Source organism: Rhizobium sp. FKY42, from assembly GCF_005222835.1.
GTDB lineage: Bacteria > Pseudomonadota > Alphaproteobacteria > Rhizobiales > Rhizobiaceae > Neorhizobium.
On the sequence record NZ_STGA01000004.1, the window covers coordinates 136089 to 159737 of the forward strand.

Annotated in this window: 21 protein-coding genes; 7 read left to right on the forward strand and 14 right to left on the reverse strand. The window is 58.4% G+C overall.

The annotated features are described in order from the left end of the window. The first annotated feature begins 73 nt into the window (after positions 1–73). Positions 74–1066, forward strand: coding sequence for a KpsF/GutQ family sugar-phosphate isomerase (locus tag E8M78_RS02305; protein WP_137133521.1), 993 nt, complete (start codon positions 74–76; stop codon positions 1064–1066). Here the strand turns inward: E8M78_RS02305 and E8M78_RS02310 are convergent, their stop codons facing one another. Both E8M78_RS02310 and E8M78_RS02315 read right to left on the reverse strand, forming a co-directional pair. Continuing rightward, positions 1067–1528 (reverse strand): NfeD family protein, encoded by a 462-nt coding sequence (locus E8M78_RS02310; RefSeq protein WP_137133522.1) that lies wholly within the window; start codon positions 1526–1528, stop codon positions 1067–1069. Further along, positions 1525–2544 carry an SPFH domain-containing protein gene (locus E8M78_RS02315; protein WP_137133523.1) on the reverse strand — a complete coding sequence of 340 codons (1020 nt, stop codon included), beginning with the start codon at positions 2542–2544 and terminating at the stop codon, positions 1525–1527. Before E8M78_RS02315 ends, E8M78_RS02310 begins: the two co-directional genes overlap by 4 nt. Before the next feature lie 167 nt (positions 2545–2711). Between E8M78_RS02315 and queC the strand changes: the two genes are divergently transcribed. The 4 genes from queC (at position 2712) to E8M78_RS02335 (ending at position 5505) form a co-directional block, all read left to right on the forward strand. Continuing rightward, positions 2712–3419 carry a 7-cyano-7-deazaguanine synthase QueC gene (gene queC, locus E8M78_RS02320; RefSeq protein WP_137133524.1) on the forward strand — a complete coding sequence of 236 codons (708 nt, stop codon included), beginning with the start codon at positions 2712–2714 and terminating at the stop codon, positions 3417–3419. 3 nt (positions 3420–3422) lie between these two features. After that, positions 3423–3779 carry a 6-carboxytetrahydropterin synthase QueD gene (queD, locus tag E8M78_RS02325; protein WP_137133525.1) on the forward strand — a complete coding sequence of 119 codons (357 nt, stop codon included), beginning with the start codon at positions 3423–3425 and terminating at the stop codon, positions 3777–3779. Next, complete coding sequence (gene queE, locus E8M78_RS02330) at positions 3758–4504, forward strand: 7-carboxy-7-deazaguanine synthase QueE (RefSeq protein ID WP_137133526.1); 747 nt, start codon at positions 3758–3760, stop codon at positions 4502–4504. Before queD ends, queE begins: the two co-directional genes overlap by 22 nt. 116 nt (positions 4505–4620) lie before the next feature. Continuing rightward, positions 4621–5505: a GGDEF domain-containing protein gene (locus tag E8M78_RS02335; RefSeq protein ID WP_137133527.1), complete on the forward strand. Its 885-nt coding sequence runs from the start codon at positions 4621–4623 to the stop codon at positions 5503–5505. Between the two features lie 55 nt (positions 5506–5560). Here the strand turns inward: E8M78_RS02335 and hemH are convergent, their stop codons facing one another. The 9 genes from hemH to E8M78_RS02380 all read right to left on the reverse strand — a co-directional run bounded on the left by hemH (position 5561) and on the right by E8M78_RS02380 (position 17690). Next, positions 5561–6595 (reverse strand): ferrochelatase, encoded by a 1035-nt coding sequence (gene hemH / locus E8M78_RS02340; protein WP_137133593.1) that lies wholly within the window; start codon positions 6593–6595, stop codon positions 5561–5563. A 138-nt stretch (positions 6596–6733) separates the two neighbouring features. Then, positions 6734–8794 (reverse strand): 5'-nucleotidase C-terminal domain-containing protein, encoded by a 2061-nt coding sequence (locus tag E8M78_RS02345; protein WP_137133528.1) that lies wholly within the window; start codon positions 8792–8794, stop codon positions 6734–6736. A gap of 220 nt (positions 8795–9014) precedes the next feature. Continuing rightward, positions 9015–9386, reverse strand: coding sequence for a hypothetical protein (locus E8M78_RS02350; protein WP_137133529.1), 372 nt, complete (start codon positions 9384–9386; stop codon positions 9015–9017). 120 nt (positions 9387–9506) lie between these two features. Next, positions 9507–10955 (reverse strand): homospermidine synthase, encoded by a 1449-nt coding sequence (locus tag E8M78_RS02355; RefSeq protein ID WP_137133530.1) that lies wholly within the window; start codon positions 10953–10955, stop codon positions 9507–9509. A 139-nt stretch (positions 10956–11094) separates the two neighbouring features. Further along, positions 11095–11982, reverse strand: coding sequence for a DUF3445 domain-containing protein (locus tag E8M78_RS02360; RefSeq protein WP_137133531.1), 888 nt, complete (start codon positions 11980–11982; stop codon positions 11095–11097). A gap of 16 nt (positions 11983–11998) precedes the next feature. Further along, a complete protein-coding gene (locus tag E8M78_RS02365) occupies positions 11999–12655 on the reverse strand; it encodes an aminotransferase class IV family protein (RefSeq protein WP_137133532.1) in 657 nt (218 codons plus the stop codon). Beyond that, on the reverse strand, positions 12604–13773 hold the full coding sequence (locus E8M78_RS02370; RefSeq protein ID WP_246658196.1) for an aminodeoxychorismate synthase component I: 1170 nt from the start codon (positions 13771–13773) through the stop codon (positions 12604–12606). Before E8M78_RS02370 ends, E8M78_RS02365 begins: the two co-directional genes overlap by 52 nt. A 52-nt stretch (positions 13774–13825) precedes the next feature. Next, complete coding sequence (locus E8M78_RS02375) at positions 13826–15712, reverse strand: diguanylate cyclase (RefSeq protein ID WP_137133533.1); 1887 nt, start codon at positions 15710–15712, stop codon at positions 13826–13828. 157 nt (positions 15713–15869) lie between these two features. Next, a complete protein-coding gene (locus E8M78_RS02380; protein ID WP_137133595.1) occupies positions 15870–17690 on the reverse strand; it encodes a M3 family oligoendopeptidase in 1821 nt (606 codons plus the stop codon). Between the two features lie 242 nt (positions 17691–17932). Here E8M78_RS02380 and E8M78_RS02385 point away from each other — a divergent pair, with 242 nt between their 5' ends. Both E8M78_RS02385 and E8M78_RS02390 read left to right on the forward strand, forming a co-directional pair. Then, positions 17933–19471, forward strand: a complete 1539-nt coding sequence (locus E8M78_RS02385; RefSeq protein WP_137133534.1) for a sigma-54 dependent transcriptional regulator — start codon at positions 17933–17935, stop codon at positions 19469–19471. A 248-nt stretch (positions 19472–19719) separates the two neighbouring features. Beyond that, positions 19720–21651, forward strand: coding sequence for a DUF882 domain-containing protein (locus E8M78_RS02390; protein ID WP_246658197.1), 1932 nt, complete (start codon positions 19720–19722; stop codon positions 21649–21651). A gap of 331 nt (positions 21652–21982) precedes the next feature. Here the strand turns inward: E8M78_RS02390 and E8M78_RS02395 are convergent, their stop codons facing one another. From E8M78_RS02395 to E8M78_RS02405, 3 genes are all read right to left on the reverse strand, one after another. Next, complete coding sequence (locus E8M78_RS02395; protein ID WP_062555709.1) at positions 21983–22252, reverse strand: DUF2312 domain-containing protein; 270 nt, start codon at positions 22250–22252, stop codon at positions 21983–21985. Positions 22253–22428: 176 nt separating this feature from the next. Then, positions 22429–22737 (reverse strand): DUF1244 domain-containing protein, encoded by a 309-nt coding sequence (locus E8M78_RS02400; protein WP_137133535.1) that lies wholly within the window; start codon positions 22735–22737, stop codon positions 22429–22431. Positions 22738–22749: 12 nt separating this feature from the next. Further along, the gene (locus E8M78_RS02405; protein WP_137133536.1) at positions 22750–23550 is read right to left on the reverse strand and encodes an N-formylglutamate amidohydrolase; all 801 of its coding nucleotides are present in this window, start codon (positions 23548–23550) and stop codon (positions 22750–22752) included. Positions 23551–23649: the final 99 nt, after the last annotated feature.

Sequence of the window (23649 nt, forward strand, 5' to 3'; positions counted from 1 at the left end):
TGATTTCGCTTTTGCGGAGCTTGATCCACCGGATGGACATTTGCTTTGCTGAGGGCTATGGCTCCCGCTCATGATGAACGAGACGAGATCCCTGACCTTGACCGATCCAGTTCACTCTGCGCTGCGCACCCTGGCCACTGAAAAGCGCGGACTCGAAGCGCTTGAAGCCGCCCTGCAGAACGGCCTTGCGGAACCTTTGACGCGCGCCGTGGAATTGATTTCCGCCATCTCGGGCCGGGTTATCGTCACGGGCGTCGGCAAGAGCGGTCATATCGGTGCCAAGCTTGCGGCGACCTTCGCCTCCACTGGAACGCCCGCTTCCTTCGTACACGCGGCGGAAGCCAATCACGGTGATCTCGGTATGATTGCGGGAAATGATCTCGTGATTGCGCTCTCGAAGAGCGGAGAAAGCGCGGAATTGCGCAATATTCTCTCCTATACGCGGCGCTTTTCGATTCCGCTGGTTTCGCTGACTTGCGCGCCGGATTCCTCCCTGGCGCGCGCTTCCGACGTGGTGCTGCTGCTGCCAAACGAGGAGGAAGCCTGCCCGCATGGGCTCGCCCCCACCACCTCAACACTGATGCAGCTGGCGATCGGCGATGCGCTGGCGATTGCGCTGCTTGAGGCCCGCGGCTTTACGGCTACTGATTTCCACACCTTCCATCCGGGCGGAAAGCTGGGCGCTGGTCTGACGCATGTGAAGGATATCATGCATACGGGGGAGCGCCTGCCGCTCGTACCATCAGGAACCTCAATGCCGGAAGCCGTGCAGGTTCTTTCCCGCAAGCACTTCGGCTGTGTCATCGTTCTGAACGATGACGGCACCATTGCCGGTATCGTGACCGAAGGCGACATGGCGCGAAACCTGACCCGCAATCTGGGTGAACTGACCGTCGATGACGTCATGACCCGGACGCCGAAGACTATCCCGCCGGAAACACTCGCGACAGCCGCTCTTGCTCTGATCAACAAGCATAGCATCGGCGCGTTGATCATTGCCGACGCAGACAAGCGCCCCCTAGGTCTTGTGCACTTCCACGATCTCTTGCGGATTGGCGTGGCCTGATCAGGCCACGGGTTCCACGATCAGTTCACTGCCGCTCCAATGCGCGACGCGCACACGCATTCCCGCCGGAAGGTCCGGGCCGCTGACCGGCCACCATGTATCGTCAAGGCGGATACGGCCCCGGCCTTCGCGGATGGGTTCCGCCAAGGTGGCCGTTCTTCCAATCAGGCTTTCCCCCCGGCGGTTCAGCAGCGGTTGGTCGGTTTTCGCATCGTCGCTGCCGTAGAAACGGCGGCCAATCAGCGTGACGATCACCGAGAGGCCCGCAAACAGGAGAAGCTGGATCTGCCAGCTCCAGAGCGCCTGTTCCCAGAGGAAGAGGGAGGCCGCACCCATGATAAGGGCGGCCAGACCGATCCAGATGAGAAAAACACCGGGGGCGGCCAGTTCTGCTGCCAACAGCACAAACCCTAAGATCCACCAGTTCCAGGGACCAAGGGAAGCGATCATGCTCGCGATCATAGGTCGCTCTCGGGATTGCGGTTGAACGGGTTGACGGCGGGCGTGCTGCGTGGCTGGTCACTGACCCGGCGCACGGCCTTGCCAGAAGTTGCCGGTGCATCTCCAAAGACCTCGCGGGCAATGGCGCCGATGCCTCCCAGAGAGCCGATCAGCGATGAGGCTTCCATCGGCATCAGCACGATCTTGGAATTGGATGCGGTGCCGATCGAGGCCATGGCTTCCGTATATTTTTGCGCGACGAAGTAGTTGATGGCGTTCACATCGCCCGCGGCAATTGCCTCGGATACCATGCGTGTTGCCTTGGCTTCCGCTTCTGCCAGACGTTCGCGCGCTTCGGCCTGACGGAACGCTGCTTCCTTTTCGCCCTCTGCCTGAAGAACGGCGGCCTGCTTTGCACCTTCAGCCCGCAGGATAGCGGCATTGCGCGAACCTTCCGCTTCCAGAACCTGTGCGCGTTTTTCACGCTCCGCCTTCATCTGGCGTGCCATGGACTGAACGAGGTCGGCGGGCGGCTGAATATCCTTGATCTCGACGCGCGTGACCTTGATGCCCCAGGGCTGAACGGCTTCATCCACCACGCGCAGCAGGCGCTCGTTGATCACTTCGCGGTTTGACAGCAGTTCATCGAGATCCATGGAGCCCATGACCGAGCGGATATTGGTCATGGTCAGGTTCTGGATGGCGTTCTGCAGATCGGAAATCTGATAGGCAGCCTGAGCCGGGTTCAGCACCTGATAGAAAGCCACCGCATCGGCGGAAACGCTGGCATTGTCCCTCGTGATGACTTCCTGTGTCGGCACGTCCAGAACCTGCTCCATCACGTTCATCTTCGCGCCGATTTTCTCAATGAAGGGCGTTATGATGTTGAGGCCCGGATCAAGCGTTCGGGTGTAGCGTCCAAATCGCTCCACCGTGTAGCGATAGCCCTGCGGCACCGTCTTCACGGCGGCAAACAGCACCAGTATGACGATCACCACGGCTGCGATGACAACGATATCGAAACCAGACATAGGCATGGTTGTTCTCCCGCGCTTTCTACTCTTCCTGTCCGTGTAAACCTTATAGCAGCTTCCTGCCAGCGTCATGACAGCGCACTGCTTGCCAAAGGCTCGCTCTCTGCGCTAACAGGCGCGCAGGTAAAACTCCGGTCGCAGCCTACCCGGTAAAAACAAGGAACACGATCATGAAGACCCTCGTCGTCTGCTCGGGCGGACTCGATTCCGTTTCGCTTGCCTACAAAATAGCAGCGGAACACACGCTTATTGGCCTCATCTCGTTCAACTACGGCCAGCGGCATTCCAAGGAGCTGGACTTTGCCGCCAAGGCCGCAGCAAGACTTGGCGTGCCGCATGACATTATCGACATAACGACCATTGGCAAGCATCTCACAGGCTCCGCCCTGACCGACAATCTGGATGTTCCTGACGGCCATTATGCGGAAGAGACGATGAAGATCACCGTCGTTCCCAACCGCAACGCCATCATGCTGACCATTGCCTTCGGTCTGGCGGCAGCGCGGCAGGCCGATGCGGTGGCGGTTGCGGTGCATGGCGGCGATCACTTTATCTATCCCGACTGTCGCCCCGGCTTCATCAACGCATTTCAGGACATGCAGAATGCGGCGTTGGAAGGCTATGCCTCGGTGAAGCTGCTTGCTCCCTTCGTGGAGGTTCCGAAGTCCGAGATCGTGCGGGAAGGGGCGAAGTATGCAACCCCCTTTGCCGAAACCTGGTCCTGCTACAAGGGTGGGGCGAAACATTGCGGGCGCTGCGGCACCTGCGTGGAACGGCGCGAAGCCTTCCATCTGGCGGGGATAGAAGATCCGACGGATTACGAAGATCCGGACTTCTGGAGAACTGCGACTGCAGGCTTTGAAGCGCGGGAGGTCTGAACCATGTTTCGTATCACCAAGGAATTTCATTTCTCCGCTTCACACCGGCTGGACCATCTGCCGGAAGACCATCAGTGCCACCGGTTGCACGGGCACAACTACATCGTGGTCGTGGAACTGGCAGTCGAAACCCTGAATGCCGACGGTTTCGTGCGCGACTATCACGACCTGAAGGCGCTGAAGACCTATATCGACGATGAGTTCGATCATCGTCATCTGAACGATGTGCTGGGTCACGGTTACACCACTGCGGAGAACCTCGCCCGGCATTTCTATGAGTGGTGCAAGGAGCGCTTTCCGGAAACCTCTGCCGTCAGGGTTTCGGAAACACCCAAGACATGGGCGGAGTATCGCCCGTGAGCGGGGAGACCATTCGGATCTCCGAGATCTTCGGCCCGACCATTCAGGGCGAGGGGGTGCTGATCGGCCAGCCGACGGTTTTTGTCAGAACCGGCGGCTGCGATTATCGCTGTTCGTGGTGTGACAGCCTCCATGCTGTCGATAGCGCCTATCGCGACACTTGGACACCGATGAGCGTGGCCGACATCTGGGCTGAAGTCGAACGGCTTTCGGGCGAAACCCCGTTGATGGTCTCGCTTTCCGGCGGTAATCCGGCAATCCAGCCTCTGGGTCCATTGATCGAGCACGGCAAGAAGCGCGGCTACCGGTTCGCTCTGGAAACGCAGGGCAGTGTTGCGCGAGACTGGTTCGCGAACCTCGATGTGCTGGTGCTTTCACCCAAGCCGCCCTCAAGCGGAATGGAACATGACCGGCAGACGCTGGCGGATTGCATCGCCAAGGCCGGAAGCGGCCCGCGCGTGGTGCTGAAATTCGTTGTCTTCGATGAGGCAGATTACGCTTTCGCCCGCTCGGTTTCGGCAGATTTTCCGCACATGAGCGTTTATCTCCAGCCGGGAAACCATACGCCACCACCGCCCGATGCAGAGGATTTTCCCATCGATGTGGATGGAATCATGGGCCGCATGCACTGGCTGATCGACCGCGTGATGGCCGATCGCTGGTTTGCCGCGACAGTTCTGCCGCAGTTGCATGTGCTGCTCTGGGGAAACCGGCGCGGCGTTTGAAAATAAAAAAATCGGAAGCCTCTTTGATTCGAATTTTAACGATTCGCTTAAGTGCTGATTAGCCCCCTAGTCCTAGGGTCCGGCACCTGACATGAATCAGTTGAGAGGAATTCGGAATGATTCCGACGCCATCCATGGCACTTCGGGCCGTTCGCGGTTCGTTGGTGGCCAAGATTTTTGCTGTGTGCTTTTTAGCCATTCACCTGCCGCTCATTGCCATGATCGCCTATCTTGGCAGCGGCTTTTCATCTAATCCCGGTCCGGTGCTGACCATTCTTCTGGCGGCGACGCTGATCGGGACGATCACATGTCTTTCCACCCTCTGGTGGTTCATTCGCCCCTTGCGCAATCTAGCGAGCGCTGTGCAGCAATATCAGGAGGATGGAACGCCTGTGCGGCTGCGGCTTGCGCAATCCGATGAAATTGGCGTTGTCGCCAATACGGTGGCCACCACAATTGCGGAACTCGATGGCGTGATGCGCAAGCTGCGCCAGCAGGCAACCACAGACCAGTTGACCGGGCTTGGTAATCGCCGCTGGCTGACGGAGCGCATCGCGCTTGAACAAACACGGGCAGAGCGGGAAAAGGCTCCCATTTCCGTTGTTCTGTTTGATCTCGATCACTTCAAGAATATCAATGACAGCCATGGTCATGATGTGGGCGACAAGGTTCTGATGGCCGTGGGAGAGGTCATCCGTGACAATCTGCGCCGTTACGATCTTGCGGCGCGCATCGGGGGCGAGGAGTTCTGCCTCGTGCTGCCGAAGACCCGAGCCAATGAGGCGGCCGCCATCGCGGAGCGTTTTCGTGCGCAGTTTGAAAAGCTCTGGGTCGAGCCGCTGCGACCTGGCCGCGTAACAGCGTCTTTCGGGGTTTACGAGGCAACGCCAGCCGATAGCATGCAGGCCATGCTTTTGCAGGCAGACCGTGCGCTGTACCGCGCAAAGGAGACCGGCCGAAACCGAGTTCAGAGTGCTGGGTGGCCAGCGGAGTCGCGATAAAATGACGGGTACGAATATGCCCGAAACACCGGGCATATTCTCTTCTTCCAGAGAATCAGATCCAGCCTTGCAGTTCTTGCCTCGTGATGTGCTCGATCACGCGCATGCCGTCTTCGCTGTCATTCAGGCATGGAATGTGCGTGAACTTCTCGCCGCCATTGTGCAAGAAATCTTCGCCAGCTTCTTCCGCAATTTCTTCCAGCGTTTCAAGGCAATCGGAGACGAAGCCGGGGTTAAGGATGGCAATGCGCTTGGTGCCTTCCTTTGCCAGCTTCTCCACGGTCTTGTCCGTATAGGGTTGCAGCCACTCTTCCGGGCCGAAGCGGGACTGGAAGGTGACCATCAGTTTTTCCTTCGGCCAGCCAAGCCGGTCGCGCAGCAGGCGCGTCGTCTTGTAGCACTGGCAGTGGTAGGGGTCGCCCTTCTTGAAGTAGGACATCGGGATTCCGTGATAGGAGGCAATCACCAGTTCCGGTTCCCAATCCAGCGTCGCGAGATGCTTCTCGATGGAGTTCGCCAGCGCATCGATGTAAACCGGATCATCGTGATAGCGCGGAACGGTGCGCAAGGCTGGTTGCCAGCGCATTTTCAAAAGCGCCTTGAAGGCTTCGTCGTTCACCGTGGCCGTGGTCGCCGCAGCATATTGCGGATAGAGCGGGAAGAGCAGGATCTTCTCGCAGCCCGCCTTCTGCATTTCGTTCATCTTGGCCTGGATTGCTGGCTGGCCATAGCGCATGGCCCAGTCGACATGCACATGCGGCATATCCTTAAACCGTTCCGCCAGCTTCTCCGCCTGGTTGCGCGTGTAGGTGCGCAGGAAGCTTTCATCCAGCTCCTTGTTCCAGATCGATTCGTAGGCCTTGCCGACCTTTTGCGGACGACGGTTCAGCACGATGCCGTAGAGGATTGGATACCAGAACAGACGTGACCACTCGATCACGCGCTTGTCGGTCAGGAACTCGGCGAGATAGCGGCGCATGGACTTGTAATCGGTGCCATCCGGCGTGCCGAGGTTTACGAGCAGGACGCCCACCTTGCCGAACCGAACCGCAGGGTGATCTGAGGGCAGGTGGCCTGCTGCAGCATTCATCATCAAACTATTCCCCGGAAAACTATTGAGACCCGGCCTCAATACGTACAGGTTCCATCAACGGTTCTATTTAGAAACAAAAAGCGGTCCGGAAAAGCCCCGGACCGCTCGTCTGTTTGTGGCAAAACGTCTCTCGGCTTATTTCGCCGGGATCTGCAATTCGGAACCGATCTCGATCAGGTTTGGATGGCGGATCTTGTTGGCGTCGGCGATCTTCTTCCAGGCTTCGCCATCGCCGAGCGTGCTTTCAGCGATCTTCCAGAGCGAGTCACCCTTCATGACCTTGTAGGTCTTGGGCGTTGCCGGAGCCGCCACAACTGGTGCAGCAGCAGGCGCTGCCGGTGCCGGTTTTGCCGCAGCAGGCGCCTGTGCCGTTGCCGCAGGTGCAGCCGGTGCTGGCGTTGCTGCTGGTGCCGGGGCGGGCGCTGGAACTGGAGCTGCAGGAGCCTGCGCAGTTGCGGCCGGAGCAGCAGGAGCCGGAGCAGCAGGAGCCGGAGCAGCAGCAGCAGGAGCTGGTGTTGCAGCAGCGGTTGCCGGAGCGGCTGGAGCCGCAGCAGGGGCCGGAGCCTTTGCCGGGGCAACGTAATCAGCCGGGGTCGTATCGGTGATGCGACCGTCGGTGTAGGGCTTGTAAGGATTGTTTGCCGTCAGATAGTCGGCCACCGTCTGCTCGAGATTCGGGCCGAAGTCATAAGCGTTGATGGCGTTGGTCGCAAACATCTTGAAGCCATCGCCGCCGCCGCGCACGTAGTTGTTGGTCACGACGCCGTAGGTCTTGGCCGGATCGAGCGCAACGAACTTGTCGCCTTCCTTGACCTGAACTTCGCCTACGCGGCTACCGACCGGCTTGGAGCGATCGAAGGAATACTTCATGCCGCCGACCTGAACAAAGCGTCCGGCACCATCCTCAATCTGGCTGGCGCCGTTTTCAAGGGCTGCCTTAAGGTCGGATCCCTTGATCTGGAAAGTCGCGATGGTGTTCTGGAAGGGCAGAACTGTCAGCACTTCGCCCATGGTGATGTCGCCCTGATCGATCGAGGCGCGCAAGCCTCCGCCGTTGACGATGGCGATCGTGATGCCCTGATCTTTCACGCGGGCAAGCGATGCATCGGCAACCAGGTTGCCCATGGAGCATTCCTTGGCGCGGCAATTCTTGCGGTCACCGTCGATCGGGCCTTCCGAAACGCCAACCACCTTCTTCTTCAATTCTTCTAGCGGCGCGCCGAGTTCCTTGACGCGCGCGGCATAGGCCTCGTCTGGTGTGACCGAAGCATCCAGGAGCTTCGGAGCGCCGCTGGTGGCCTTCACCACGCCATTGTCATCGAAGGTGACCTTCAACTCGCCGAGATATTTCGAATAGGCGTAGGCCGTGACCACCGGAATTTCGACACCAGAAGGGTTCTTCACAAGCGTCGGATAGGGGCCGGAGGACTTGTTGTCTGTCGACGACAGGTAGGTGTGGCTGTGACCGCCGACGACAACGTCGATACCGTCTACGGCTGCTGCGATTTCCTTGTCCTTGTTGTAGCCGACATGGGTCAACGCAATGATCTTGTTGACGCCCTGGCCCTCAAGATCCTTCACGGCAGACTTCAGGTAGGTAATCTCGTCCTCAAAGCTGATGTCTGGCCCAGGGGAGGACGTCTCGCCGCTATCGGTTGCCAAAACGGAAACCACGCCGACCTTCTGGCCGCCGATTTCCTTGATCACATAGCCTTTGTACTTGCCATCCAGCAGCGATCCCTTCTTGGCAATCGTGTTGCCGGAGATGATCGGGAACTTCAGCGCGCCGATGAACTTGTTGAGTTCTTCCGGACCATCGTCAAACTCGTGGTTACCGATTGCCATGGCATCAAAACCGATGCCATTCATGAATTCGGCGACAGGCGCGCTCTTGAATGTGGAGTAGTAGAGAGAACCCTGAAACTGGTCGCCAGCATCCAGCACGATGATGTTTGCATTGGCATTATCCTTGCGGAAGCCATCAATCGCGCTCTTCACGCGGGCAATACCGCCGAAGCATTCCTTGGCGTCTGCCTCCTTCTGGGAGCAGGTTGCGTCGGACTTGTTGATCGGTTCGATTCGCGAATGCAGATCGTTGATGTGAAGGATATTCAACTGATAATCGGCAAACGCAACGCCGGACGACAAGGTCAATGTTGCCGCAGCAAGTAGGCTGAAACCAAAGCGTTTCATCATCTTGAGTTCTCTCCTGTTCATGGGCGCGGTGTCATTCGCCCGTTCCGCCTGTTCTTAGTTGTTGTTTGTGACACGCGTTTCATGCGCATGTTTTCATTTGAGCATGCTGAACTCAAGCGAAATATGACAAGACGAACTTATCCACCAACAGGCCCGGATCGTCATGCTTACCAAAGCGAAAACCCCGCCGAAGCGGGGTTTGGAAGGGCGATACAAGGTCTTAGATCTTACGTGTCAATGCGAACTGCTTGCCGTTTTGTGACGTGCAGAGTAATTGTCCGCTGGATCCGAGACGGCAGTTTACCAACGATGTGGTCTTGTTGACATTCGAGTAAAGGCTCAACTGATATAGCCCGTCTGGCTGTTGAGTGTAGGTGCCGCTGGCCATTTGCGTGTTTGTGCCATCGGCGGTCCTAGTCTCAAACTTTCCTCCCATAAAAGTAGAAACCAGACCATTAGGATCTTGCCAGTTACCCTCAACACCCTGCGGCTGTTGCTGGACAACCGGCGCGGGGCGCGGTTCAGGGGATGAAACACAGGCCGTGAGCATGGCTGCGGCGGCGACGAGCGCAAGGCTCCCTTTGACTTTCATTCTTGTCTCCCGCGATTCGGACGCGATTCAACTTCATCCAGATGTAATACAAGGCGGATGCTTTCACACCCGCCTTGCAGTGAATTTCAGTGGAAATTGAGGCTGAGGCCGTCGAACGGCTCAGTTGCGCACAAGAATATTCTTGAACTGCCAGGGATCCTTCTCGTCCAAATCCTCCGGGAAGAGGCCCGGACGGCCATCGAGTGGCGTCCAGTCCGTGTAGTGCCCTTCGACCGGACCGAGATAGGGCGTCTGCACTTCGAGGCAGCGCTTATAGTCCATCTCATCGGCTTCAACGATGCCAGCTTTCGGATTCTCAAGTGCCCAGACCATGCCGGCCAGAACAGCGGATGTGACCTGAAGACCCGTGGCATTCTGGTAAGGCGCAATCCGGCGGGTTTCCTCCAGTGAGAGGCGTGAACCATACCAATAGGCGTTCTTGTCATGGCCGTAGAGCAGCACGCCCAACTCGTCCACGCCGTCCACCAGCTCGTCTTCGTTCAGAACGTGAAGCACTGGCTGCGCATTGCCGCCATTGCCGAACATTTCGTGTAGCGAAAGTACGGCGTCATTGGCCGGATGGTAGGCGTAATGGCAGGTCGGGCGGAAGGTGACCTCGCCATCTTTATCGCGAACCGTGAAGAAATCGGCAATCGAGATCGACTCGTTGTGCGTGACGAGGAAGCCGTATTGCGGACCCGGCGTCGGGCACCAGGTGCGCACACGGGTGTTGGCGCCCGGCTGCTCCAGATAGATTGCGGCCTGGCAACCCTTCTTGTGCTTCTTGGCGTTCTTCGGCATCCACTTCTCGTGTGTACCCCAGCCGAGTTCAGACGGCTGCAGGCCTTCGGAGATGAAACCTTCCACCGACCAGGTGTTCCAGAACACGTTCAGCGGCTTGGGGTTCTTGGTGCGCTGGGTGTCACGCTCGGCAATGTGAATGCCCTTCACGCCCACCTTTTTCATCAGCTTCGCCCAGCCTTCGCGGTCATCTACGGCAGGCTCTTCAAATTCAAGGCCGACATCCCTGGCAACATCCAGCAGCGCCTGCTTGACGAACCAGGAGACCATGCCCGGATTGGCGCCGCAGGTGGAGACGGCCGTCGTGCCGCCCGGATTCTTCTTCTTTTCCTGGCGAACGGTTTCGCGCAGCGCGTAGTTCGTGCGCTCGGAGTTCTTCATGTTCTTGTCGAAATAGAAGCCAAGCCAAGGCTCGACCACAGTATCGATGTAGAGAACATCGAGCTTGCGGCACAGCTTCATCAGATCCAGCGAGCCGGTATCGACCGACAGGTTGACGCAGAAGCCCTGGCCTTCGCCTTCAGTCAGAAGAGGCTTCAGCAGCTCCTTGTAGTTTTCCTTGGTGACATGCGATTGTATGAACCTGATGCCATGCTTGTCGAGAATGGCCTTGTCGTCGTCGCGAGGGTCGATCACCACCATCCGGCTCTTGTCGAACTTGAAGTGGCGCTCGATCAGCGGCAGGGTGCCGCGACCGATGGAGCCGAAGCCGATCATGACGATCGGACCGGTAATCTCGCCATGAACCGGATAGGTCATTTCACTCATCTGTGTCTCCTTGAGGTGCAAGGGCGTGGAGCACCCGTGCATGGGGCCGCCAGCCTATCGTTTGCCAGCGGGCCAATTGTGCCGGTTCTAGATCACAAAACGGCGACATAATAAAGTGTTGGGGCCGGTTCTGATCGCTTCAAAACCGTTTTTTGGAGACTGCCATCTGTCTCAATCGCTGAACGAGTGGTGACCTTTGCCGGTCCAGACCCTTGTAGATCGCTTGCTCCCCGCTCAATCCATCCAGTTGATCCGCAAGGGCCAGCGCCAGGCCGGATCCATCGGGATGAGTGGCAAACAGGCTGACCGGATCGAGATAGATCCGGATCGTGAAGACGATGTCGCCCGTGACCGGCAGCTTCGTCAGGGTCTGACGTTCGACGCGCACGACAGCGGTTTCCGGCTCCGCCGCATCGTTGCGACCTGATTCTGGATGGTAGAGTTTCTCCTGCCAGTTGATCGACCAGTTGAATCGCTCGGCTGGTTGTTCCGGCAACAGATTGTCGAAGATGCGGTTCACCATCATCGCATTGCGCGTTCCGCCCTGAAACCCCGGCACATGGGCGTGGATCTCTTCCATCGGACGATCAAACTTCTCCTCAAGCACCCAGGATGAGGGAAAGGAAAGATGCGCTGCCGCAATATGCCAGCCGGTTGCGCGGCGGCGCATGATCACCAGATCGTCCTGAACCAGAAGACCGGCACGCATGAGGGGCGGAAGGGCCTCGTCGGAAAGGTCTACCTGATGGTCGACAAATCTGATCGTCGAGCCATCGCGCCGATAGACATGGGGATGATCACGCTCCAGATGCAGGAGCAGGCAATCAAGGCATTCCTGTTGCGCATCAAGGCTGTCATGCGTGGCGCGAAAAATATCGTGCAGCCGTTCCCCGGCCAGCCTTTGCTTCTCGCGCACATAAAGCGGCAAATGCTGATCCGGCTCGATCCAACGGCTTGGATCGAGTGAGCTAAGACCTATCGTGAACGGACGAAGGCGTGTGGCATAGGGCGTATGGATCAGCGGCATGAGGTTGGCATGTCAATCAGACAAGCTCGGCCGGGATCAGTCCGCGCAACGAGTTGCCGACGAAGATCCTTCTGTGCTTGAGATCTGCGGGTTTAAGAACTTCCGACCGTGCCTTGCGTTCGCGAATGAGTTCCGCGCGCAAAACACCCGGCAGAAGACCGCAGTTGAGCGCCGGGGTCAGCAATTGTCCATCCTCGGCTTCAACGAATAGGTTCGTAATTGTCCCCTCGCACAGTTCCCCGCGCTCGTTCAGCAGGAGAACCTCATCTGCTTCTTCGGGTGAGTATTCGGCACGGGCCGCTTCATAGGGGTCGCGTCGGCTGGTCTTGTGCCGGAACAGCGTGTCGTCCGAAAGCAGTGTTTGCTTGGCGATCTTCAGTTTCCATACGGTATCTTCAGCGACAGGCTCAAAGGCTGTGGCGGCCACTTCCGCCTTGCCGCGGAAACTCACGGTCAGCCGCGCGCGCATTGGAGTTGCCGCGCCCTCCACCGCTTCCTCAAGGAGCTTTGTGACGTGCAGAGGTTGGCGAAAGCCCAGAGCGTCCGCTGAGCGGGTGAGCCGCCGCAAATGCTGCTCCAGGCGCAGGAAGCCCTGTCCAGGCTCCCAGCGAATTGTTTCGATCAGCGAGAAATCCGCTGCTGATTTACTGCGAAGCGCGCTTTGAGCAGGCATTCTTCATATTCCGCTTCTGCGTTCGAATCGAACACGATACCACCACCCACATTGAAGACCGCTTTTCCCCCTGGAAAAAGGGTCAGTGTGCGGATAGCAACCGAAAACCGCATCGGACCCGCCGGATCGCAATAGCCTATCGCGCCGCAATAGACATCTCGCGGTCCGGCTTCCAGCTTCCCGAGGATCTGCATGGCCCACATTTTGGGCGCACCTGTGACGGAACCGCAAGGAAAAAGTGCGGCCAGAATGTCCGGCAGACCGATATCCGGCAAAAGCTTTGCGCGGACATGGCTAACCATTTGATGAACCGTTGGGTAAGTCTCGATGGAAAACAGCTTCGGCACATCGAGCGAGCCGACCTCCGAGATGATCGATATGTCGTTGCGCAGGAGATCCACGATCATCCGGTTTTCGGCCTGTGTCTTCTCGTCTGCCAACATGGCGGCGATGATGGCGTCATCTTCGGCGGGATTTTTTCCTCGCGGTGCCGTGCCTTTCATCGGGTGGGTTTCGATCCAGCCGTCTTCGTCCACCCGGAAGAAGAGTTCCGGCGAGCGTGAAACGATGGCCGGACCGCCCAGTTCGATCAGTGCGCCATAATGCACGGGCTGGCGCTCAACCAGCGACCAGAAGATGCCGGCAGGCGTTCCGGACCATCTGGCATTCACCGGCATGGTCAGGTTGGCCTGATAGCAGTCACCGCGGCGCAGGTGCTCGTGAAGCCGGTCAAACCGGCTGCGGTATTCCTCAAGGCTCCAGACGGCCGTCGCATCGAACAGAACGGCCTCGTTGTCACCGGCCATTTGCGAAGGGGCAAGGTCATCCTCTTCTGGTGCATCGAATATGCCCATTGAGATCAGCGGTGTTTCGCGGTCATCTACGATCAGGTGGCGCAGCTTCTCTTCGAAGATATGGCCTGCTTCGTAGGAAATGTATCCAGCCAGCCAGAAGCCGCCTTTGCGGGCCTGTTCCAGACGCGCCAGCGCAGGCAGGATATCCTCTGCCTTGCGCGCAATGACGACCTCATGCGGTTTGTGAAAGGCGCGGGTGATCCCGGCACGATCATCACGAAAGAGAGCGTAGGGTTTCGATGCGGGTTCCATCTCGTTCGGCATGCGGCTTCTTATAGGGCAGGACGCAAGTGAACAATGGGGCTTTTCGCGATGTTCAAACTGCGGCGGAGTGTTTGAGCGATGGTGCTGGAACAGCACGCGTGGCTACACGGTTGCGTCCCCCTCTCTTGGCTTCATACAGAGCTTCATCCGCAGATACGATCAGGGTATCCGCTGTTTCCGAGTGCCCTCTTCGAAGCGTACCGACGCCGATGCTGACGGTGACGACCCCGCCCGGCAGGTTGGCCACATGCGGAATTTGCATTGCCTCCACCGCGCGGCGAATTTTTTCCGCAATCAGCAGGCTCGCCGCCCTGCTGTAACCGGGAAGAAGAACCGCCATTTCCTCGCCGCCAAAGCGTGCGGCAATCGCTCCATTATCCGGCAGGGCAGAACGGATTGCAGATGCCACGTCCCGCAGGCAATGATCTCCCGGCAGATGTCCGTAGGTGTCGTTGAACTGCTTGAAGCGATCGAGGTCGAGCAGCAGAAGCGATAGGGGCGTGCCGGGATGATCCGCCATAAAGGAATTCAGGTGCTGGCTGAAATAGCGCTTGTTGAAGAGGCCCGTCAGTTCGTCGGTCACGGCCAGGGCATCCAGTTCGCGCTTGGCGAGTTCCTGACGCGTTACATCGCGGGTCGTCACGACAATGCCATCGGCAGGTGCGCCACTTTCCGCCCGGACGCAGGAAAGCACACTCTCGAGCCACATGACAGAGCCATCCCGTCGTTGGCGCTGAAGCAGGATCGTCTCACCGTTCTGGCCCGCCTGCAATCGGAAAAGAGCGGCTTTCCAGGCAGTTGCGGTTGCCTCATCCTTGGCGTCCGTCACATTGGTGCCGAGCAGGTCTTCGGGCGCCTGTTCAAAGAGTTTTGCGGCCGCTGGCGAGACATATTCCCGGACACCTGCCATGGAGAGCTTTTCGATAACATCGGGCGAGGCGTTTGCGATCAGACGAAACTCAGCCTCGCGTGCTGCCACCTTCTGCTCGCCGATTTCCCGCAGGCGTATCTGGTGCAGCCAGCGAAACGTGATCGCCAGACCCGCAAGATAGGCTGCGATAAGGCAGATCCACGGATATTTTGACCGCATGACCCAGTTATGGAAGAGAGCGGTCTTGGAGCGCGTGGCAATTGCCGTAATTTCGGTGCGGGCGCTGCGATAATAGCCGCTCAGACGCGGGCGCTCGTTCAGCGGCGACGCATATTCGTGATTTCCGTGCTGGTTGATCCGGCTCTGCTCAAGAAAAATCTTCCTGTCGCCCAGCCCCGCCTCAAAGTGCGAGCGGAACGGGTAGCGCAGGAGAATGGCACCATCATTGCGCATGAGATAGAAGGCCGACTCTCCGTTCGGTTCGAAGCTTTCGATGAAGCGGATGAAATGATCCATATCGATGGTAGCCAGCATGACGCCAGCAAAGCTGCCATCGGCAGCATTCACGCGCCTTGATACGGGTAGGAGCCATTCGTTGTTCGTCGGGCTGCGTATCAGCGTTCCAAAATCTACGCCCTCGGAGCCGTTCAAGCGATGAGCGCTGAAGTAGGCCCGGCTGGACAGATCCTCACCAACGGTGATTGCAGGGGACGTGGAGTAGATGGCTCGACCGTTGGTGCCGATAAAGGTTAAGCCCTCTACGAAGATCGAGGATTGCTGCAGGCTTTTCATCTCACCGAAGAGCAGGTTTTCACTCAATTTGTCTCGTATGACTGCCTGCGCCGTCGGCACCAGGTGTGCCAGCGGCTGTTCGGCCAGGGCAAAAACATCATCTGTATGGAGCGCTACGGCGCGTGATGTTTCCATCAGGCGATTATTGGCGCTGTCTACCAATCGATCCCATGTGGTGACCTCGCTCCACAGACCAAGTCCGGCCAGCAAACCTGCGCTCAGGATCACCGAAAGCACACGAATTCTGGAATGCCGGATGGAAACCATTGATGCCATGGGACTTTGCACCGCAATCAATCTGAAGCTATGTCAATTCTAATGAAATAGGTGAATAAATCGGAAAAGTTTTTCACTGTTTGTGCCGAACCAGGACTGATCTGTGGGTTGGCCGCCTCTCTCGCGGAGAGGAAAGGCGGCCATTTCCGTACCTGATTTAGTTTGCGCCGGTGGAGCTCTCCTGATCGAGCGCTTCCAACTCGTCGATCAGCCCTTCGATCATTGAAAGACCCTTGCTCCAGAACGTCGGGTCCGTGGCATCCAGGCCAAAGGGCGCCAGAAGTTCGGAATGATGCTTGCTGCCACCGGCTTTCAGCAGATCGAAGTATTTCTGCTGGAAGCCTTCTTCAGCGTTTTGATAGACGGCATAGAGCGAGTTTACGAGGCAGTCGCCGAAAGCATAGGCATAGACATAGAATGGCGAATGAATGAAGTGGGGGATGTAGGTCCACCAGGTTTCATAGCCTTCCGAGATCCTGATCGAGGGGCCCAGGCTGTCGGTCTGGACGGAGAGCCACAGCTCGCCGATCTGTTCGGCAGTCAGTTCGCCTTGCCTGCGGGCCGCGTGCACCTTTCTCTCGAATTCGTAGAAGGCGATCTGGCGCACGACCGTGTTGATCATGTCCTCCACCTTCTGCGCCAGCATGGCCTTGCGTTCTTTGCTGTCAGCGGTCTTGTTGAGAAGTGCGCGGAAGGTCAGCATCTCTCCGAACACCGAGGCGGTTTCGGCAAGCGTCAGCGGGGTCTGGCACATCAGAGCGCCCTGTCCGCCCGCCAGGACCTGATGCACGCCATGGCCCAGCTCATGGGCCAGTGTCATGACATCGCGGGGCTTGCCGAGATAGTTCACGAGCACATAGGGATGGGCGGAGGGGACAGTGGGATGCGCAAAGGCGCCGGGCGCCTTGCCGGGACGGGCGGGGGCGTCGATCCATTGTTCATCGAAGAAACGTCGCGCAATGTCTGCCATTTCGGGTGCAAAGTTTCCGTAGGCGTCCAGAACCGTCTGCCGCGCCTGGCTCCAAGAAATCAGGGCCTTTGGCGTTTCCGGCAGAGGTGCATTGCGATCCCAGAAATTCATCTGTTCCATGCCAAGCCATTTGGCCTTCATGGCATAGTAGCGATGGGAAAGCCGCGGATAGGCCTCGCGCACGGCAGCGGCCAGTGCATCCACCACCTCCCGCTCGACACGGTTGGCCAGATGCCGGCTGTCGGCGATATCTTCAAACCCACGCCAGCGGTCGGAAATCTCCTTGTCCTTGGCAAGCGTGTTGGTGATCAGCGTGAAAACACGCAGATTGTCCTTGAAGGTTTTTGACAATGCCGCTGCCGCATTGGCCCGCACCTCTTCGTCAGCTTCCTGAAGCAGATTGAGCGTGCGCTCCAAAGGCAATTTCTCGCCATCGATCTCAAAGCGAAGTTCGCTCATGGTCTCGTCGAAGAGGCGATTGAAAGCGACCGCACTCGTCATGGATTTTTCCAGGAATAGCTGCTCCAGTCTGTCCTCCAGCTGGTAAGGCTTGTCCTTGCGCAGATCCACGAGCCAGGGGGCATAGTGAGCGGCTTTTGCGTCGCGTTGCAGGCAGCTGTCGATAACGGCGTCATCAATGCGGTTCAGTTCCAGCGTGAAGAACAGAAGGTGCGAGGAAACTTCTGTGAGCTTTGACTGAACATCGCCGAAGAACTTGCCGTTGGCTGGGTCGGACGTATCGGAAAAATAGGTAAGTCCTGCGAAAGAACCGAGCTTTCCGGCAAGATCCTCCAGGGCTTCGAATTCTTCAATGGCTGCACCAAGGCCTTCAGAGCCGGTCGCTTGCGCTGCCTGCTCCAGTTTGCCTTTCCACCTGGTCTCGAACGTCTGCGCAAGCTCTGCCGCTTTCTTCAGGTCCGCGTTAAAACTTGCACTGTCGCGCGCCTCGTATAAATCCTGAAGGCGCCAGGTGGGCAAATCGCCAAGCGCGTCCTCGTTGTGGCTCAGATCTTGACCGGCGGGACTCGACGCGTCGGCAAATGCTGCATACGATCCGGGGTGACGAGGATGCTGAACGGTCAATGGTGATCTCCCAACTAAATTCTGGCGCAAATCGATGCGCCTGTTCTGTTTTCCGTGACGGCAGTTAAAATGCAAGCATTTCCCAAAACAGGATGTTCAACCCTTTCTGACACAACGATGTTCGATGGTCCCGGTGTTGGGACAGAACTTGAGCACTCGGAGCAAGCATGACGGCCCATATACTTGTTGTCGATGACGACCCGGTCCAGCGGCGCCTTCTGAAAAATGCGGTGGAGCGGCATGGACATACAGCTCACCTGGCCGAGAACGGTCGCATTGCGATCGACCTCCTGAAGCGGAATCGGCGCCAGTTCAACGTCATCGTGCTCGATCTGATGATGCCGGAAATGGATGGTCTTGGCTTCCTGCAAGCTGCGGCTGAAATCGATGTCGACGTGCCGGTCATTGTGCAAACGGGGCAGGGCGGCATCGAAACCGTGGTCCAGGCCATGCGGGCCGGTGCCTTTGATTTCGTCGTCAAGCCGGTTTCACCAGAGCGCATCGCGGCATCCATTTCCAATGCACTCAAGGTGGATACGCGTGAGGCCAAGGTCAAGGCGACCCGCAAGACCAAGGGAACCAGCGTCGGCTTCGGCGACATTGTGTCGGCAAGTCCGGACATGCTGCGCGTCATCGATCTTGCCCATCGCGCGTCCCAATCCAACATTCCAGTCGTACTGGAAGGCGAATCCGGCGTCGGCAAGGAAATGATCGCGCGCGCCATACAGGCAAGCGGCGAGCGTGCGCACAAGCCGTTCATTACTGTCAACTGCGGTGCCATTCCGGCCAATCTGGTTGAGAGCATTCTCTTCGGTCATGAGAAGGGGGCCTTCACCGGCGCAACCGAGCGGCACACGGGCAAATTTGTCGAAGCGGATGGCGGTACCCTGTTCCTCGATGAGATCGGCGAACTGCCGCTCGATGTGCAGGTCAAGCTTCTGCGCGCCGTGCAGCAGGGCGAGATCGAGACTGTTGGGGCCTCCAGGGTCCAGAAGGTCGATGTCCGGCTGATCTCCGCGACGAACAAGGATCTGATCGAAGAGGTGCGGGCAGGCCGGTTCCGCGAGGATCTCTACTATCGCCTCAATGTGTTCCCGATCACCATTCCCGCACTGCGCCGTCGCAAGGAGGATATTCCGCATCTGGCACGGGTCTTCACGGAGCGGTTCTCTGCCGAGCAGAAGCTGCCGGCAACCCTGACGGTCGGTGCCAGCGCCATGGCGCTGCTGACTGCCTACGACTGGCCGGGCAATATTCGCCAGCTGGAGAACGCGATTTTCCGGGCCGTTGTCCTGGCAGAAGGACCAGAGCTGACGGACAAGGATTTCCCCCAGATTGCGGCGCAAATCCCCGCCTATCAGAGCCCCGAACTTCTGGCGACCATCGTCGAACCGCAACCTCATGCCGACCAACAGGACGAACAGGCAGCGCTCTCCGACCTACTGCGCTCGGCACGGGCCGATCATAGTCGCGCCAACAGCCATCACCATGCGGCGAGCGACAATATCATCGTCAGTACGGACGACACCGGCGAGGTGCGCAAGCTGGCAGATGTCGAGGAAGAACTCATTCGTTTCGCGCTTAAATTCTATCGCGGCCAGATGAGCCAGGTGGCGCGGAAACTGGGTATCGGACGCTCGACCCTTTATCGCAAGCTCAAGGATTACGGGATTGACCCCGACGACCCTTTGAAGGAGGCGGCGTGAACCCCGCGTCGCCTCCGACCTAGGCCCACATCATCACACTTTAGGGAGCGCCACGCTGGCGCTCTCTGATTCATTTGCGCGTTTACCTTCGGGTAAGGATAGATTGTTACGTTCCGTCAACCATTCAGTAGTCATTTGTTGACCATGAAATAAAAGCTTGTGCATGTGTGGCAGATTTGCCATGGTGTCACCGCAATTCACGGTCATGTGAGGCAGCACCGGATGTTGTCTATCGGACGGGGAACGTTTTGCCGTATCAGAATGCAGATTCCACGCCTTCGGGTGACATCGGACGGCGAGCACTGAGCCGCTTTGCGGCTGTTGTGCTGAAAGCCGTAAAGACGTCCGTGCTCGGTCTGGCAGTGGGTATTTCCCTGAATTTGTTACCGTTAGATCATGCTTACGCCAGTGAGACGCGAAGCCTGAAGCTGTATTTCGTGCATACCGGTGAACGCGCCGTCATTACCTACAAGCGCAATGGCCGCTTTGATCCCAAGGGCTTGCAGGAACTGAACCGTTTTCTGAGAGACTGGCGTCGTAACGAACCGACGCGCATGGATCCGCGTCTTTTCGATCTCGTCTGGGAAGTCTACCGCCGCGTTGGTGCTTCCGATTACATCCACGTTGTATCTGCCTATCGCTCTCCCAACACCAACGGCATGCTTCGTTCACGCACAAAAGGCGTGGCAAAGAACAGCCAGCACATGCTTGGCAAGGCGATGGATTTCTTCATTCCCGGAGTAAAGCTTTCGACCTTGCGCGAAACCGCCATGAAATTGCAGGTCGGTGGTGTTGGGTTTTACCCAAGCTCGGGTTCTCCTTTCGTGCATCTGGATGTCGGCGGTGTTCGCGCTTGGCCGCGCATGTCGCGTCAGGATCTCGTGCGTCTCTTTCCCAATGGCAATACGGTGCACCTTCCGGCAGACGGACAGCCTCTGCCCGGCTATGAGCAGGCGGTTGCCGATTACAAGCGGCGTGTGGCTGCCGACTCAATCCAGATTGCTGGCACCGCTGGCGGGGTAAGCTCTGGCTCGAGCGGCAAGTCCAAGAACCTCTTTGCAATGCTGTTTGGCGGCGGGGATGAAGAGGAGGATGCGGAAGAATCTGCTCCAACCATGGTTGCCCAGCGGCCTGCGCCAACCCGTGCTGCTGCATCTGCCGCTTCGGAAGACGAAGAGGCGCCAGTTCGCGCACCGGTTGCCGTGGCAACTGCCACACCGCCCGCGCAGCCGCAGCAGGTTGCCATTGCCGCACCGGTTCCGTTGGCGCGCCCAGCATTCCGCCAGGAGCTGGAGCCCGGCAGCCTTGCGACAGCGCTCTATTCTCCGCAGCGCGACACGGCACAACAGGCGATCGCTGCCGCCATGCCGGCAAGCCCGGCCACGCCGCTTGCTCGCCCATCGCCTGAAAATGCCGGCTTTGCTGACCTCGCCAGCATGTCGGTTCCCGTGCCGACACTCCTTGGTTCACGTGGCCTGAAAGGTGATGCGCAAGGCGTAACAACTGCATCGCTTGGGCAGCCGGGAAGTGACGAATACATGCTGGCTTCAGTTCCTGTGCCAGCCCAGCGTCCGGCCATTGCCCAGGTTCGGGCTGAAACTGTGGCTGCCGCGACCGCGCCGCAGGAGACAGACAAGCAGGCGCTGACGCCTGACTTGATTGCTGAACTGGCACGGACCGCGGAAGAGCCGCAAAGCCCCGTCGTTCCGGCCCCGGCAGTTCCGGTTCCGGCAAAGCGCGAGCCCCAGCAGCAGGTTGCGCTGGCATCTCCCGCACCTGCGGATACCGGCGCCCGTGGCATGATCTTCAACGACGGTTTCGATCCGCCAAAGCCTTCCGCAGAACCGCCAGCACCGCATCCTGCCCGTGCGGCACAGCCCAAGCCGCCACGCCCGCAGGACATGCAGAACGTGCGTGCCGTGAAGGGTGGTGCGGTGACCAAGCTTGGCGGAACGCCAGCCACGCCTGACGCCAAGGTCTTGACCGGCGATATTCTGGCGAAATGGGCAAGCTCCAACAGCCGCCCGGATCCGAGTGCTTCCACGAAGGCGCCGCGCCTGATGACCCGCGTCTTCAGCACGGATTCCTCCAGTGCCTATAGCGGCGGCTTCCGACCGGTTTCGCAGGCGGTGGCTGTCGATCCCAACCGCTTCAGCGATGCCAATCCCGTAAAGCCCTGAGCGGCACCACGCGACGCTTCAGACTGCTGACAATCTGGTCTACCGGCCGCGACGTCATTCTCGGCCTTGTACCGAGAATCTGCTGACGCCCAATAGAACTAAAGCGCGGCGCACCTTGTTGGATTCAACAGAGCCTCGCTTTCGATCTTTTCTTGCCGCATGTGCGTTATCGTTCAATCGAGGACGATTGAACGCGACATGCTGCAAGCGGTTGTAAATGCTCGGGACGATCCCGAGCATGACGGAAAATAGCTGAAAGCCCTGTGTCAAAAAAAATACCCGCCGAAGGGTCTCGGCGGGTACATCTTGTACGATGATTTTCAGTTGTTGATCAGGCGGCTTCGTCCGCCGGGGCAATCACCATGCCCAGAGCCTGCAGGTAGGTATCGAGAATGAGATCCTCTTCCATGCGCTCCTGCTCATCCTTCTTGCGAAGGGCGATGACCTTTTTCAGGATCTTGGTATCGAAGCCCATGGACTTGGCCTCGCCATACACATCCTTGATGTCGTCGGCGATGGTCTTCTTTTCTTCTTCCAGTCGTTCGATGCGCTCGACAAAGGCGCGGAGTTGGTCGCGGGCGACGCCATGAGCATCAGACATCGGGGCCTCCTGTCATGTTGAGGATTTGGATCTGGCGAGCGTCCGTCCGGACACGCGCATGCATCTGTTCGCAGGCAGCAGCAGGAGGATCATCATGACCGGCCCGACCGCTGTCGTCTTGGGTCGTCCAAGTGCCGCGAACTCATGGCAAGGTCAAGGCGTTTTCAAATGCCGCCTCACGATTTGTGCGGGCTGCTGCTCTCGAAGGCTGCCTTTTGTACATCGCTCGCCTCGGCCTGGTACTGCGCCTTCCACTCCTCGTAGGGCATGCCGTAGACCATCTCGCGCGATTGGTCCTTGGTAACGGGAAGGCCCGCTTCTTCGGCTGCCTCACGATACCAGTTGGAAAGACAGTTACGGCAAAAGCCTGCGAGGTTCATCAGGTCGATGTTCTGCACATCCGTCCGGTTGCGCAGGTGGGAGACAAGACGACGAAAGGCGGCTGCCTCAAGCTGTGTCTGTTGCTCTTGGGTCAGTTCGCTCATGATCGGGCTCCTTCAGGCTGCCGATGGATAAGGGCCGGTGCGCGAGGCGAAAATCTGGTATTCGTGCAACTCGGGTCGGTCGTTCAATGTTTCGAAAATCGGCGCCAACCGATCCGCCCAGGCCGCGATGCCGTTGTCGTCGCCGATCAGATCCTGCCGTACTTCCAGAAGTGCGTGCGGAATGCCGCGCATCATGCAATGGCGGTACATGGTGTCGTTCTTCAAGGCGCCATCGTAGGGTTCGTTGTCACCCACCAGAATGTCGCCCGCTTCCCGCAAGAGCTCGATCAGGGGATGGACGGCGCGATGATCGCTATCCCAGAGCACGGCCGCATGCCAGGGTCTGGGCGTTCCTTTCCAGGCTGGCGTGTAGGAATGCAGGGATAGCACCAGAGGCGCCTTGCCTGCCTTGGCCGCGATCCTGGAGATCGCCTGATCAACCGTCTGGTGATAGGGCCGATGAAACCTGTTCAGCCGGTTGTCCCATTCCTCGTCGCTGATGGGGTAATTGCCGGGAATGATGGCGCCGTCGGAAATCTTCATGATCAGCGTCGGATCATCCTCGCCGCGGTTTGGATCGATCAGAAGGCGAGAGAAGCAGCACATGACAGCTGGAACGCCAAGTCGGGCCGAAAGCCGACGGGTCAGGCCTTCGATGCCGATATCATAGGCTATGTGACGCTCAAATGCCGATGCATCGAGACCAAGCGAACCATAGCTGGCAGGAAGACGGTTCATGGCGTGATCTGCCAGCAGGATCATGCCTTTTGTATCGTCTCCTTCGATGATTTCATGCGATTCGAACTCTTGCATGTCGATGAAGTGCCAGCCTTGCTTATGTCCATTTTGTCTTTGATGGCATGTCAGACAATCGGGGCGCAAGCAGGAAAGCTGACAAGTCAACCGTGGCTT

Coding starts and splice junctions, on each gene's coding strand:
- E8M78_RS02305 (WP_137133521.1), top strand. CDS start 74: ATGAACGAGACGAGATCCCTGACCTTGACCGATCCAGTTCACTCTGCG.
- E8M78_RS02310 (WP_137133522.1), bottom strand. CDS start 1,528: ATGATCGCGAGCATGATCGCTTCCCTTGGTCCCTGGAACTGGTGGATC.
- E8M78_RS02315 (WP_137133523.1), bottom strand. CDS start 2,544: ATGCCTATGTCTGGTTTCGATATCGTTGTCATCGCAGCCGTGGTGATC.
- queC (WP_137133524.1), top strand. CDS start 2,712: ATGAAGACCCTCGTCGTCTGCTCGGGCGGACTCGATTCCGTTTCGCTT.
- queD (WP_137133525.1), top strand. CDS start 3,423: ATGTTTCGTATCACCAAGGAATTTCATTTCTCCGCTTCACACCGGCTG.
- queE (WP_137133526.1), top strand. CDS start 3,758: ATGGGCGGAGTATCGCCCGTGAGCGGGGAGACCATTCGGATCTCCGAG.
- E8M78_RS02335 (WP_137133527.1), top strand. CDS start 4,621: ATGATTCCGACGCCATCCATGGCACTTCGGGCCGTTCGCGGTTCGTTG.
- hemH (WP_137133593.1), bottom strand. CDS start 6,595: ATGAATGCTGCAGCAGGCCACCTGCCCTCAGATCACCCTGCGGTTCGG.
- E8M78_RS02345 (WP_137133528.1), bottom strand. CDS start 8,794: ATGATGAAACGCTTTGGTTTCAGCCTACTTGCTGCGGCAACATTGACC.
- E8M78_RS02350 (WP_137133529.1), bottom strand. CDS start 9,386: ATGAAAGTCAAAGGGAGCCTTGCGCTCGTCGCCGCCGCAGCCATGCTC.
- E8M78_RS02355 (WP_137133530.1), bottom strand. CDS start 10,955: ATGAGTGAAATGACCTATCCGGTTCATGGCGAGATTACCGGTCCGATC.
- E8M78_RS02360 (WP_137133531.1), bottom strand. CDS start 11,982: ATGCCGCTGATCCATACGCCCTATGCCACACGCCTTCGTCCGTTCACG.
- E8M78_RS02365 (WP_137133532.1), bottom strand. CDS start 12,655: ATGCCTGCTCAAAGCGCGCTTCGCAGTAAATCAGCAGCGGATTTCTCG.
- E8M78_RS02370 (WP_246658196.1), bottom strand. CDS start 13,773: ATGCCGAACGAGATGGAACCCGCATCGAAACCCTACGCTCTCTTTCGT.
- E8M78_RS02375 (WP_137133533.1), bottom strand. CDS start 15,712: ATGGCATCAATGGTTTCCATCCGGCATTCCAGAATTCGTGTGCTTTCG.
- E8M78_RS02385 (WP_137133534.1), top strand. CDS start 17,933: ATGACGGCCCATATACTTGTTGTCGATGACGACCCGGTCCAGCGGCGC.
- E8M78_RS02395 (WP_062555709.1), bottom strand. CDS start 22,252: ATGTCTGATGCTCATGGCGTCGCCCGCGACCAACTCCGCGCCTTTGTC.
- E8M78_RS02400 (WP_137133535.1), bottom strand. CDS start 22,737: ATGAGCGAACTGACCCAAGAGCAACAGACACAGCTTGAGGCAGCCGCC.
- E8M78_RS02405 (WP_137133536.1), bottom strand. CDS start 23,550: ATGCAAGAGTTCGAATCGCATGAAATCATCGAAGGAGACGATACAAAA.